Genomic DNA, 12,525 nt, shown 5'->3' with positions numbered 1-12,525 from the left:
ATTATTATAGCTGATATAACAACCAGTAGTACTTTTTTTTGCATAGTTAATACTGCGTAAAACAATGAAAGCAGGAATTTATGTAATATTTGAACATTGCTTCCGTTTTTATTTGTATCTTAAAAAAAATATAAAATTTTTTTCCGAGATAAAATAGGAATGCTTATATGGAGAAATTGGGAATTATTGTCTGTCCCATCTTAGGGGACGTGCAATAGCGACTTTCATTCACCACCAGTGTTCCTGTTAGTACACACCATCGTTCAGTGACAGTATTGTACCGCGGTTAAATGGAAATTTGGAGGAATTCACATGGCAAAATACAAAGAAACGATCGACCTCTACGACGATGAGGGTAAGCTCTTAAAGAGCAGTGTCACTCTTGACAAGATCAGCCCGGTTGTAAACAAGGGCGCTCTGCAGGTCATTGACCTGACCAAGAGGACCGTTGCAGTCAACCTTGCTGGTATCGAGGATGCCTTAAAGACCGGAAAGGTCGGCGGCAAGTCGAATCAGATTCTCGGCCGCAACATGAATTGCAGCGTTGTCAAGGACTGTGACGCACTTTCAGCCAAGATCAAGGACATGGTCCAGGTCAACGAGGGTGACAACACCAAGATCACCAAGGTCGGCGGCGGCAAGATGATCCTTGTCGAGTGCCCGACTGCCCGTATGGATGCAGCATCAACCTACGATGTCGCATCAACCGTAGTGGCAGCAGCCACCACCTATGCACTGGTTGACCAGTACAAGGTCGACATGTTCGACGGTTCCTACGTCAAGGCAGCAGTCTGGGGTACCTACCCGCAGACTATGGACATGCAGGGCGGCAATGTCGTCTCGATTCTGTCGATCCCCCAGTTCAACGAAGGTCTCGGCTATGCACTCCGTAATATTCCGGCCAACCACGCGGTCATGATGACCCACCGGAATGCAATGCAGGGTGCAGCACTCTCAGCAACCTTCGAACAGGCAGGTATGTTCGAGATGGGTAATGCAGTCGGCCCGTTCGAACGCGCCCAGCTCCTTCTCTACGCATACCAGGGACTCAACGCAAACAACATTGTCTACGATCTCGTCAAGAAGAACGGCAAGACCGGTACCATCGGTACTGTCGTGCAGAGCCTCGTCGAGCGTGCACTTGAGGACAAGGTCATCAAGGCAGGCAAGAAAGGCAAGAGCGGCTACATCTTCTACGACACCAAGGACCCCATGCTCTGGAACGCCTACGCATCCGCAGGTACTCTTGCAGCAACCATGGTCAACTGTGGTGCCGGACGTTTCGCCCAGGCAGTCTCAGCAACCCTGCTCTACTTCAACGACCTGCTCGAGCACGAGACCGGCCTCCCAGGCTCCGACTTCGGTCGCGCAATGGGTGTCGCAGTCGGGTTCTCGTTCTTCAGCCACTCAATCTACGGTGGCGGCGGCCCCGGTGTCTTCAACGGTAACCACGTCGTAACCAGGCACGCAGCCGGTGTAGGTATGCCCTGTATCGTTGCAGCCTGTGCACTCGACGCAGGAACCCAGATGTTCGGACCCGAGCACACCTCGAAGATCTACCAGGACACCTTCGGCCAGCTTGACGCATTCAAGAAGCCGATCCAGGCAGTTGCAAAGGGTATCTGAACCCTCAAAGGATACGAATGACCGAAGCCACGTTCCCCCAGTGCAGGATAATCACCGAGCGTCTGCTCAACCCCGAGACAACAGAACGCCTGCTGAACAAAGTCGTCAGTGTTGCTGGTGTACGGCGGATGGTCCTCAACGGGCCCCGCCTTCCCGCCACCATACCTTACGGGCCGGCAAAAGGACAGGCCAATCCTCATCCCATGAGGAAGACCATCCGCGTCGGCGACCAGGAGGTTCCCCTCCAGGTCCATGTCGGCACCGTTCTGCTTGAGTTGGAGAGCCGTGATGTGATCCCCGCACTGCAAGCCGCAATCGAACCGGTCTTTACGGATTTTACCTTCCGGATCCAGGAAGGCAGATACATGAAGACCGAACCGTCACTTGTGGATTACTGCAAGTTCGGTCCGAACGCGGACAAAGAAATGCTCGGCCTTGCTGATCCTAGCAGCAAGTCCAAGCCGATAATCCTCCAGGGAATAAAATAACTATGCCGATTGGACGAGTAACCCAGGTTGTTGACTGCCGCGAGGCAATGGGCATGGGTAAAGGAGGCGGAATTGCCCAGAGGGGCACCATCTCCGAGTGCCGGTACCCGGATGTGATCGTGGTCGGAATGTCTCCCGGACGCCGCCACGTGACCAAGCCGGTGTGCGATATTACCTCGGGCCTGCGACAGCAGGGCGTGGAATACAGTATCAGTACGCTGGTGCTGAATGCCGGTAGTGGCGTACCGCCGGACGCACCGAAAATAGGCGGTGGCGTCCTCGGCGCTTCTTTTGGGCTTACTCCAAAAGAGATCGTGCAGATCGAGAAACACAAAATCGCCATCCTTCACCACGGGAACGTACGTTCTCACGTGGTGCACAAGGTCAGGTTTATTCTCCAGGCCTGTGATGTGAAGGCGGTCGTGGTCTCCCAGTCCCCGGTTGATTATGAGGATTTCGCAAAGGAGGGAGTGAAGACGTCAGTGGTGATGCCGCCGGAAGACAAGATCCGTACCAAAGGTACGGTCATGTCCATCGTGAGCGGCGTGACCCGGGGTCAGACCCCCACACGCGAGAAGATGGCAGAAGTCATTTCGTCAGTAATGAAAATTGTGAAAAAAAAGGAAACATTGGAGTGATAAAAAAATGGCATACAAACCCCAGTATTGTCCCGGCCAGACCGCTGTCGCCGACAACAGGCGCAAGCAGATGGACCCCAACCACAAGCTCACGAAGCTCCGGGATGTCTCTGACAAGGATCTCGTCCTGATCATGGGACACCGTGCACCAGGCTCAGCCTACAAGAGTGCACACCCGCCGCTCGCTGAGCAGCAGGAGCCCAACTGCCCGGTCCGCAAGCTCGTGACCCCGACCGACGGTGCAAAAGCCGGCGACCGCGTCCGGTACATCCAGTTTACCGACTCAATGTACAACGCACCCTGCCACCCCTACCTCAGATCCTACCTCGAGTCATACCGCTTCCGCGGCATTGACCCGGGTACCCTGTCAGGCCGTCAGATCGTCGAGTGCCGTGAGAGAGATCTTGAAAAATATGCAAAAGACCTCGTCAACACCGAGCTCTTTGACCCCGCACTCACCGGCGTTCGTGGCTGTACCGTGCACGGGCACTCCCTCCGTCTCGATGAGAACGGCATGATGTTCGACATGCTCCAGCGCTGTATCCTCGACAAGAAGGCAGGCATTGTCAAGATTGTCAAGGACCAGGTCGGCGTTCCCCTTGACGGAGAAGTCAAGATCGGCAAGCCGATGGACGCAAAGTGGATCAAGGCCAACTCAACCATCTACCACTCACTCGTGGGCACAGCCTACCGTGACGACCCTGAACTGATTGAATACATCCAGCGTATCCACTCACTGAGGGTAAAATACGGCTTCATGCCAAAGGAGGCATAATTATGGCAAAAGCAGCAAAAATTGAGAGAACCCAGAAGCTCTTCCTGAAGGCCATGAAGGAGAAGTTTGCAGAGGACCCCCAGGCAACCCACACCGTCTTTGCCCGTGAAGGTCTTGAGCAGTCCCCGCGTAAAGTCGAGTTCATGAAGGCCGGTAAGAAGGCCGAGATGGACCGCGGTATCTCCATGTATGACCCGAAGCGCTGCCACTGTGGTGGTATCCCGCTCGGTCAGCGCCAGCTGATGACCTACGAAGTCAGCGGAACCAACGTCTTTGTAGAAGGCGACGACCTCCACTTCGTCAACAACGCCGCAATGCAGCAGATGTGGGACGACATCCGCAGGACCATCATCGTAGGTCTTGACCTCGCCCACAACACCCTCCAGAAGCGGCTCGGCAAGGAAGTTACTCCTGAAACCATCAACGAGTACCTCCACGTGCTGAACCATGCAATGCCCGGTGCAGCCGTTGTTCAGGAACACATGGTCGAGACCCACCCGTCACTTGTCGACGACTGCTACGTGAAGATCTTCACTGGCGACGACGAGATGGCAGATGACATCGAGCCCCAGTTCCTCTTAAACCTCGACAAGCTCTTCCCGGCAAAGAGTGCAGCAGCACTCAAAGCAGCAGTCGGCAAGTCGATGTACCAGGCAGTGCACATCCCGACGACCGTCAGCAGGACCTGCGACGGTGGAACCACCTCCCGGTGGTCTGCAATGCAGATCGGTATGTCCTTCATCGGTGCCTACCACATGTGCGCCGGTGAGGCAGCAGTCGCTGACCTCGCATTCGCCGCAAAGCACGCCGGTGTTATCCAGATGGCAGACATCCTGCCCGCCCGCCGTGCACGTGGCCCGAACGAGCCAGGTGGCATCAAGTTCGGACACTTTGCAGATATGATCCAGGGAGACCGCAAGTACCCCAACGACCCCGTCAAGGCAACCCTTGAAGTCGTCGGTGCAGGTGCAATGCTCTTCGACCAGATCTGGCTCGGATCTTACATGTCCGGTGGTGTCGGATTCACCCAGTATGCAACCGCTGCATACACCGACAACATCCTCGATGACTACTGCTACTACGGTCTTGACTACATCAAGGCAAAGCACGGTGGTCTCGGCAAGGCAAAGAAGACCCAGGAAGTCCTCAACGACATCGCAACTGAGGTCACTCTCTACGGTATGGAACAGTACGAACAGTACCCCACCACCCTCGAGAGCCACTTCGGCGGATCCCAGCGTGCATCCGTCCTTGCAGCAGCAGCAGGTATCTCCTGTTCACTGGCTACGGCAAACTCCAACGCCGGTCTGAACGGATGGTATATGTCCATGCTCGCCCACAAGGAAGGCTGGTCACGTCTCGGCTTCTTCGGCTACGACCTGCAGGACCAGTGCGGTTCAACCAACTCAATGTCGATCAGACCCGACGAAGGCTGTATCGGCGAGCTCCGTGGACCGAACTACCCGAACTATGCAATGAACGTCGGTCACCAGGGAGAATATGCAGCCATTGCAGCCGCCGCCCACTATGGACGCCAGGATGCATGGACCCTCTCCCCGCTGATTAAGATCTGTTTCGCAGACCCGTCGCTCAAGTTCGACTTCTCCGAACCCCGCCGCGAGTTCGCACGTGGTGCAATCCGTGAGTTCATGCCAGCCGGCGAACGCTCACTGATCATCCCCGCCAGGTAAGCACGATTTCCCCAACACAAATTTTTTTCTTTTTTTCCGGTGTTTCATACCAGTTCAGTACCGGTCCGATTTTTTTTGCGTTAGCGGATGAGATCGTTTTTCCGGAAACTGCAGAGTGCCGGATAGCAGAAGAAGGCAACCAGATCCCTGAAAACGGATGTTCCAGCTTCATTGATGTCGCTCGGTCGCAGAAGGAGATTGGTGAGAGCAAAACCCATCACGGTCACACAAGGGAAAGCGTTGGTTTCGTAACCATCTTACCCTCACAGGAGAAACACAAAAGTATCATGAAAAATCCCTTCCACATCATGCTCATCCCGACATTAGGATGTCCCTCCAAGTGCAAATACTGCTGGAGTTCGGAGGAAGGGTCACCGATCATGAACATCGATACGGTAAAAGACGTGGTTGCGTGGCTCAAAAATTTCCGTTCTGACCGGGTCACATTCACGTTTCATGGGGGGGAACCGCTCCTTGCCGGCGCAGACTTTTACCGGCAGGCGCTGCCCCTGCTCTCGGGCGAGTTGAAAGAAATCACCCCGGAGTTCGCGATGCAAACAAACCTCTGGCGGATGACACCGGAGATTGCCGGGGTGCTGGCGGAGTACCATGTCCCTATCGGATCGAGTATCGACGGTCCTGAGGATATCACCGATTCGCAGCGGGGCGATGGATATTTTAAGAAGACTATGCAGGGCTACGAGATTGCGAAAGCCCACGGGCTCGTGGTGCGGTTCATCTGTACGTTCACCAACAAATCGATGAAGCGTAGGGAGGAAATCTTCAATTTTTTCAAGGCGAAGGGATTCGTTTTAAAACTCCACCCGGCCCTGCCATCGCTCCGCTCGGAAAATCCGAAGGAGTGGGCGCTGGAGCCGGCAGAGTACGGAGAGCTGCTCGTCTATCTCCTCGACAAGTCCCTCGAAAATCTCGGCACTATGGAAGTGATGAACATCAACGATCTCTGCCGGTGCGTCTTTACCCGCCGGGGATCGGTCTGTACTTTCGTCAACTGCATGGGCAACACCTTTGCCATCGGCCCCGAGGGGAGCATCTACCCCTGCTACCGGTTTGTCGGGATGCCGGAGTGGGTGATGGGCCACGTGCGGGACCGGCCTGCAATGGAGCAGCTCATGCAGTCAGAGCCAGGCCGGCGGATGACGGCATTCTCTGAGTATGTAGACAAAGCGTGCAAGGACTGTTCGCACATCAAATACTGCCGGGGCGGGTGCCCGTATAATGCAATCGCCCCTTCAGGAGGATCGCTGGACGGGGTGGATCCCCACTGTGTGGCATACAAGCAGATCTTCGATGAACTCAATGAGAGGCTGAACAGCGAGATGTTCGATGAGCCGATGCCGGGGATGGGGTTCGGTGCGCCAGTGTCACGAAAACCGGCGAAGCCCGGTGTGATGGCGCTGATGCGGGCGATTGTGTCGAAGTAAACGCAACAACAGAAAACCGGTCCGCATCCGGTACCGAAGCACGAATGGGTAATTCCACGATATACCGTTCCCGTGGCTTCGTCATCAGACGACGCTGTCACACCAGCGTCTTCTGCGGATTGTTGAGATGCTTTTTTGCAGCGGACGTGACTTCCCGTCCCTGGGGAGTGCGCTTGACAAAACCGATCTGGATAAGGTATGGTTCGTACACATCCTCGATTGTCCGCACTTCTTCGCCGACCGAGATGGCAATCGTCTTTGCCCCGACCGGACCCCCGTCGAAGTCATTTGCTATGACCGCGAGAATGCGCCGGTCCAGTTCGTCGAGGCCAAGATTGTCGATCTGCAGCATGGCAAGGGCATTGTTCGCTATTTCCCTCGTTATCGTGCCATCCCCTTTGACCGTGGCATAATCCCTCACCCGTCGCAGCAGCCGGTTGACAATCCGGGGAGTTCCCCGGCTCCGTTTCGCAATCTCCTCCGCTCCCTCGGGTGTGATCGGGATCTTTAAGATCGTCGCGCTCCGTGTGACGATCCGGACCAGTTCGGCGGGAGCATACAGGTCGAGCCGGGAGACGATGCCGAAACGGTCCCTGAACGGTGCGCCGAGGAGCCCCTGCTTGGTTGTGGCCCCGATGAGGGTAAAGTGTTCGAGGTTCAGTTTTATCGAGCGCGCACTCGGCCCTTCACCGATCATCACATCGATGAAAAAATCCTCCATTGCCGGGTACAGTACCTCCTCGACGACCGGGTTGATCCGGTGGATCTCGTCGATGAACAGGATATCCCCCCTTTGGAGGGGGGTGAGGAGTGCGGCAATATCCCCGGGTTTCTCAAGCACCGGGCCCGTCGTGGACCGGATATCCGCCCCCATCTCGCGGGCGATAATATGGGCAAGCGTGGTCTTGCCAAGCCCCGGCGGCCCGGAGAACAGGATATGGTCTATGGGTTCACCACGTTTTTGGGCGGCTTCGATTGCGATCTTCAGGCTCTCCTTGACCTGCACCTGCCCGACGAACTCTTCGAGCCGGTCCGGCCGGATAGTGGGATCGTCACCCTCTTCTGTCAGGGGGTCCGGTGAGATAATCCGCTCGGTCATGACCTTACCGCTCCTTTAACCTGACCAGGGCCGCCTTGATGAGACCCTGAACGGAGGGGGTGCCCGGTGCACGGGCTGCTGCATTGACCGCATCCCGGGATTCGTTCTCCGAAAACCCGAGCGAGACAAGGGCGCTGACTGCGTCATGAACCGCCATGCTGTCTTTTCCGGTCTCCCCGCGGGGTATCGTCTCGCTGATCTTCTTCATCTTGTCCCTGAGCTCTAAGATCAGCCGTTTCGCACTCTTCGTCCCGATACCGGAGATCCGGGTCAGGACCTTCTCGTCCTCGTTCAGGATCGCGATGGCGAACTCCCCGATCCCGATCTGGGACAAGAGGTTCATGGCAATCTGCGGGCCGATACCGGTGACGCCGATGAGGATCCGGAACATCTCCAGTTCACTCTGGTGCAGGAACCCGTACAGGGTGATCGCGTCCTCGCGAACCGCCATGTGGATGAAGAGTTTCACCGGTTCATGGGTGTTTACCAGCTGCTGGAGGGCCGGCTGGGTGACCTGCACCTGGTACCCGACGCCATGGACATCGATGACCACCCACCGGTCGCCTGCAAGGACCGGTTCACCGGAAAGAAGCGCGATCATGGTACTATCTCATGATATGGATATGACATAAGGCAATCGAAAGGGCATCGGCCGCGTCATCGGGCCGGGGGATTTCGGACAGATGAAGCAGCCGCATGATCATATCCTGCATCTGGCGCTTGTCGGCCCGCCCGGATCCGGTGATCGCCTGCTTGACCTGGTTCGGGGTGTATTCCGTGACCGGGATCTGCTGCTGTTCTGCCAAGAGGAGGATCACCCCACGGGCTTCGCTGACGCTCATGGCCGACGTGATGTTTTTGGAAAAGAACAGTTTTTCGACCGCGACATGTGCCGGCGGGTATTTCTCAAAGAGGGCTGCAAGTTCGGTATAGATGTGCAGCAGCCGCTCTGATGTGCGCTGGTCCTTGCCGGATTCGATGCAGCCATAGCAGACCGGTTCTGGTTTCCGGTTATTGACCGCGATAACCCCGTATCCCACGCGTGCCAGCCCGGGGTCTATCCCGAAGACGATCATTCTGAAGAATGCTCCTGATCAGGTATTTGTCGCTCCTGTTTTATACGGCACTGGTGTGCGGGGTGAAGGTGATCGGCCGGGCCGGATGAAGGGAGGTCATACTCCCGGAAGGTGTCCCGGAGTGCAGGTTATCCGGGGCGAAGCCGTGCATGATGGAGTTGATACGGGCGGTGATGAGAATATAAAGAGACGGAGCATCCCGTGCAACCGGCTCAGTAGTCCATACCGGTCTTTTTTCTCCGGATGGATATCACTTCTATAACCGGCCTGTCATGAAGGATGAAGAACGTGATCCGGTAATTCCCGGACCGCATCCGGTATCGCGGGGCAGATGGGGTAGCAGCCCTGGCCTGAGGGAACGGGGAACGCAGAAGAACAACCGGCAGGGGAGAGATCCCTTGCCGATCTCATCCATTACGCAAACCCGATTGACCTCAACTCAACTAAATTTTCCTTAACACAAATCCAGATGACTAAATAATCCTGAATCTGACCCTGATTTTTAATCGGCGTGATTTATACTCCGATTTCGTCGGAATAAATTCGAAACCTTTTAATCGAGACCAGACCAAATTTACACTAACCACAAAGAGTATTTACTCGATGTGCGTGGCATTGCATTTTGAATACTCTCGTGCATTTGCACGTAGGGAGGAGGCTAAATGGAACAAATTGTATTTGGCATTGGAATAACTGCATTGACAGGAGCTCTTGCCACTGTAGCCGGTGCTGCGGAAGATACTGAATCCAACATCGGATCACAGGGTGACCCGAACTCACAGGTTCAGCTCGCTCCGCAGATGGGTTTCCTGCACCGCATCTTCAACAAGGCGGTCGCAGGTGAACCCCCAGCATACGGTCTCTGGTGTTGTCTTGGAGCAGGTCTCGCATGGGCCTTTATGGCGATGCAGTTTAACGCGGTTCTTGCAATCGTTCTCGGTTCTGTACTTGCAGTCTTTGTACAGGGCGTCTATGCAACCACCGCATATGTAGGCAGGACAGCCAGCCTGTCCAAGTTCGGGCAGCCGGTCTACGTGGACATCCTGAAGTCCATGACGACGGTTACCATGGCACACGCCTTTATCGCAATCTTTGCAACCGTTGCACTCTGTCAGCTGATCAACGGCGCACTGGGACACCCGTTCCCGCTGCCGCTGCTCGCGCTGATCTGGGGTATTGCACTCGGTGCAGCAGGATCTGCGACAGGCAACCCGTATTACGGGAAGGAACGCCAGTACCAGAACCAGAAGTTCGGTGCAGGTGTCCCGATCTCAGCGTCCGGTAACATCGTACGCTATGCAGAAGCAGGCGAACGCAACTCAATCGACAACGGATGGTTCACCGCAAAGATTGGCGGCTCGGCATCCGGTATCTGTTTCGGCCTGATTGTCTTCCTCGAACTCTGGCGCACGATTCTCTTCGACAAAGTCGGAGCCGGCTGGGGTTCAATCGCAATCGGTGTTCTCCTGATCCTCATCTTCACGGTCGTTGACCGGTACATCGAGGTATGGGCACGGAAGAACTACGGACCCTACTCGGAAATCAAGGAGGCATCCTCATGAGCGCAGTCGCAGCAAAGCCAGCAACAGGATCTGCAATGAACCCGACCGCAATGGGTGTGGGTGTTATCCTGGTCCTGATCCTTCTTGGAATATGCTGGTTCGTTTCCCCGACCGTCGGCCTCATGGCCCTCATCGGCATCATCATTGGTGGTGTCATGATTGGGTTCGGTGTCCACTTCGTCCCGGTCGGCGGTGCACCCGCTGCAATGGGCCAGGCACCCGGTATTGCTACCGGTGTCGCGATGCTCGCAGCGGGTGGCGGACTTGCCGGTCTCTTCGGCGGAGCATGGGCAGCAGCAGCAGGCCAGGACCCTATTGTCGTCGTCATCACTGGCGGCGTTGGTGGCGGCCTGATGATGGCAATCACCTGCATGATGGTCAACTTTGTCTATGTTTTCGGCATGGGTATCCCTGCAGCCTCAGGTAAGGTAGCAAGGGACCCAATCACCGGAGACACCCAGGCGGAATACAAATCCCAGGGTACTGAGGGCCACGGCCTCCCGTTCGTCTCCTTCGTTGGCGGCGTTACTGGGGGTATCTTTGCCGGTGCCGGCGGTACGCTCATCTATCTCGAGCTGCTCAACCTCTACCAGGGAGCACTCCCGACGCTGATGGGCCTCAAGCCGGAACAGGTCCTGCCGATCGCCATATCCATGGCAGGTATGTTCGCCGTGGGTATGTTCCTCGTGAATGCAGTGCTCACTGCCTACAACATCACGGGAACCATCGAAGGACCCCATGACCCGAAATTCAAGCGCTGGCCACGGGCAATTGTTGCATCCGCTGTTGCATCTGCACTCTGCGGACTTGCAGCTGTGCTTATCGTGCTGCCGCTGGGACCATTCTGAGGTGTAGAAGATGTCAATAAAAGTTGAAGTAATTGAAGGGGGCGTCCCGCACAATAAGATCATGATTGCGGGAGTCGTGAGCACCCTTGTTTGTCTCTACCTCACATACCTCAATGTACTCACCGGCACCGAGATGTTCTCATTCTTCGGTGGTCTTGCGGTGGTCGCAGCATTGATCTGGGGGAGTCACACCATCAAGGTGCTCTGCAGCTACGGTATCGGTACCGGAGTTCCCTCAGCAGGTATGATTGCATTCGGCTCAGGTGTTATTGCGATGCTGCTGGCAACCAGGTTCAATATCTGGGCACCCATTGTCGCACTGATCCTTGCAGCCATCATCGGGTTCATCCTCGGTTATGTTTCCAACAACATCCTGAACATGAAGATCCCGGCCATGGTGCAGGCACTGACCGAAATGGCAGTTGTCGGCGCACTGTCCCTCATGGGCTTTGCAGCACTGATGACCGGCGGATTCACGTTCGCAGGACTGACCACAGGAACCGTCACCGTTCTCGGCCAGGTTCTCCTGACCCAGCAGCAGTCATTCATGGGCGGCTGCCTGATTGCAGTCGCGTTCCTCCTTGGAGCAATCGCAATCCAGCACCCGTTCAACGCGTGTCTCGGACCCGGCTGGAAACAGGACCGCATGCTCATGCTTACTGCAGAGTGCGGGTTCCTTTCCATGCTCGTTGCAGCCATCATGTCCTTTGCCCTGATCAGTGTCGGTTCGGCACTTATCTCGCTGGTCATCGCCATCATCGGATGGGGATACACCTACTGCCAGTACATGGTCCTGTCCAAGCGTGACGCAGCCGCATGGCTCGACGCAAAGCCAATTCCTGATGTGGAGGGGCACTGACATGGCATACATTCAGGTACTCCCGGAATTCGGCCTTGTCGCTGACCCGATGATCGGCATCATTACATCGGCGGGCGAGTCACTCTCGCCGGTCCTCGAAAAAGTTGCAATCCTCGAAGCAACCAGCGACGATCTGGTCAACATGCTCTCCGGAGAAGGTAACCTGCTCGCCTCGTTCCCCAACAGGGAGCACGGGCTTGCAATCGGTGGCACGATCACCTCGTTGTGGTATGGACTTGCCGTTGGACTATTCATTGCAGGAATCATTGCATTCCAGTTGATCAAGGTGAGCTGATATGGCAGACAAGAAATCACCAGCAAGTGGATGGCCGCTCGTCAAGGGAGACTTCCACTCAGGGGACGCTAACAGCCCGGTGGCTGTTATCACCATGGGTTCTCACCTCGATGAACAGGGCAT

13 protein-coding genes and 1 pseudogene are annotated in these 12,525 nt (G+C 55.8%); 11 read left to right on the top strand and 3 right to left on the bottom strand.

Annotated features, from left to right (window positions below; genetic code table 11):
* The first annotated feature begins 312 nt into the window (after positions 1 to 312).
* The 6 genes from mcrB (at position 313) to ABSE13_RS05755 (ending at position 6,663) form a co-directional block, all read left to right on the top strand.
* A complete protein-coding gene (gene mcrB, locus ABSE13_RS05780; protein ID WP_424027556.1) occupies positions 313 to 1,626 on the top strand; it encodes a coenzyme-B sulfoethylthiotransferase subunit beta in 1,314 nt (437 codons plus the stop codon).
* A gap of 17 nt (positions 1,627 to 1,643) precedes the next feature.
* On the top strand, positions 1,644 to 2,114 hold the full coding sequence (gene mcrD, locus ABSE13_RS05775) for a methyl-coenzyme M reductase operon protein D (RefSeq protein ID WP_424027555.1): 471 nt from the start codon (positions 1,644 to 1,646) through the stop codon (positions 2,112 to 2,114).
* A 2-nt stretch (positions 2,115 to 2,116) separates the two neighbouring features.
* Complete coding sequence (gene mcrC / locus ABSE13_RS05770) at positions 2,117 to 2,752, top strand: methyl-coenzyme M reductase I operon protein C (RefSeq protein WP_424027554.1); 636 nt, start codon at positions 2,117 to 2,119, stop codon at positions 2,750 to 2,752.
* A gap of 7 nt (positions 2,753 to 2,759) precedes the next feature.
* Positions 2,760 to 3,527 carry a coenzyme-B sulfoethylthiotransferase subunit gamma gene (gene mcrG, locus ABSE13_RS05765; RefSeq protein ID WP_424027553.1) on the top strand — a complete coding sequence of 256 codons (768 nt, stop codon included), beginning with the start codon at positions 2,760 to 2,762 and terminating at the stop codon, positions 3,525 to 3,527.
* A gap of 2 nt (positions 3,528 to 3,529) precedes the next feature.
* Entirely contained in the window at positions 3,530 to 5,218 is a 1,689-nt protein-coding gene (gene mcrA, locus ABSE13_RS05760) for a coenzyme-B sulfoethylthiotransferase subunit alpha (RefSeq protein WP_424027552.1), read from the top strand.
* Positions 5,219 to 5,505: 287 nt separating this feature from the next.
* Complete coding sequence (locus ABSE13_RS05755; RefSeq protein ID WP_424027551.1) at positions 5,506 to 6,663, top strand: TIGR04083 family peptide-modifying radical SAM enzyme; 1,158 nt, start codon at positions 5,506 to 5,508, stop codon at positions 6,661 to 6,663.
* A gap of 97 nt (positions 6,664 to 6,760) precedes the next feature.
* Here ABSE13_RS05755 and ruvB read toward each other — a convergent pair whose 3' ends face one another.
* From ruvB to ruvC, 3 genes are read right to left on the bottom strand one after another with little or no spacing between them, the layout of a single operon-like run.
* Complete coding sequence (gene ruvB / locus ABSE13_RS05750; protein WP_424027550.1) at positions 6,761 to 7,762, bottom strand: Holliday junction branch migration DNA helicase RuvB; 1,002 nt, start codon at positions 7,760 to 7,762, stop codon at positions 6,761 to 6,763.
* Between the two features lie 4 nt (positions 7,763 to 7,766).
* A complete protein-coding gene (gene ruvA, locus ABSE13_RS05745; RefSeq protein ID WP_424027549.1) occupies positions 7,767 to 8,363 on the bottom strand; it encodes a Holliday junction branch migration protein RuvA in 597 nt (198 codons plus the stop codon).
* Positions 8,364 to 8,367: 4 nt separating this feature from the next.
* On the bottom strand, positions 8,368 to 8,838 hold the full coding sequence (gene ruvC / locus ABSE13_RS05740; RefSeq protein ID WP_424027548.1) for a crossover junction endodeoxyribonuclease RuvC: 471 nt from the start codon (positions 8,836 to 8,838) through the stop codon (positions 8,368 to 8,370).
* A 662-nt stretch (positions 8,839 to 9,500) separates the two neighbouring features.
* Here ruvC and mtrE point away from each other — a divergent pair.
* From mtrE to ABSE13_RS05715, 5 genes and pseudogenes are all read left to right on the top strand, one after another.
* On the top strand, positions 9,501 to 10,400 hold the full coding sequence (mtrE, locus tag ABSE13_RS05735) for a tetrahydromethanopterin S-methyltransferase subunit E (protein ID WP_424027547.1): 900 nt from the start codon (positions 9,501 to 9,503) through the stop codon (positions 10,398 to 10,400).
* The gene (mtrD, locus tag ABSE13_RS05730) at positions 10,397 to 11,248 is read left to right on the top strand and encodes a tetrahydromethanopterin S-methyltransferase subunit D (RefSeq protein WP_424027546.1); all 852 of its coding nucleotides are present in this window, start codon (positions 10,397 to 10,399) and stop codon (positions 11,246 to 11,248) included. Before mtrE ends, mtrD begins: the two co-directional genes overlap by 4 nt.
* Before the next feature lie 10 nt (positions 11,249 to 11,258).
* Positions 11,259 to 12,107, top strand: a complete 849-nt coding sequence (mtrC, locus tag ABSE13_RS05725) for a tetrahydromethanopterin S-methyltransferase subunit MtrC (protein WP_424027545.1) — start codon at positions 11,259 to 11,261, stop codon at positions 12,105 to 12,107.
* A 1-nt stretch (position 12,108) separates the two neighbouring features.
* A complete protein-coding gene (gene mtrB, locus ABSE13_RS05720; RefSeq protein ID WP_424027544.1) occupies positions 12,109 to 12,402 on the top strand; it encodes a tetrahydromethanopterin S-methyltransferase subunit MtrB in 294 nt (97 codons plus the stop codon).
* Position 12,403: 1 nt separating this feature from the next.
* Positions 12,404 to 12,525, top strand: a pseudogene (locus ABSE13_RS05715) (tetrahydromethanopterin S-methyltransferase subunit A); the annotation flags it as partial.

The sequence above is a fragment of the Methanoregula sp. genome (assembly GCF_049518935.1).
Lineage (GTDB): Archaea > Halobacteriota > Methanomicrobia > Methanomicrobiales > Methanospirillaceae > Methanoregula.
Note: the sequence above shows the minus strand (reverse complement) of the source record. Positions and strands in the feature narration are given on the sequence as shown.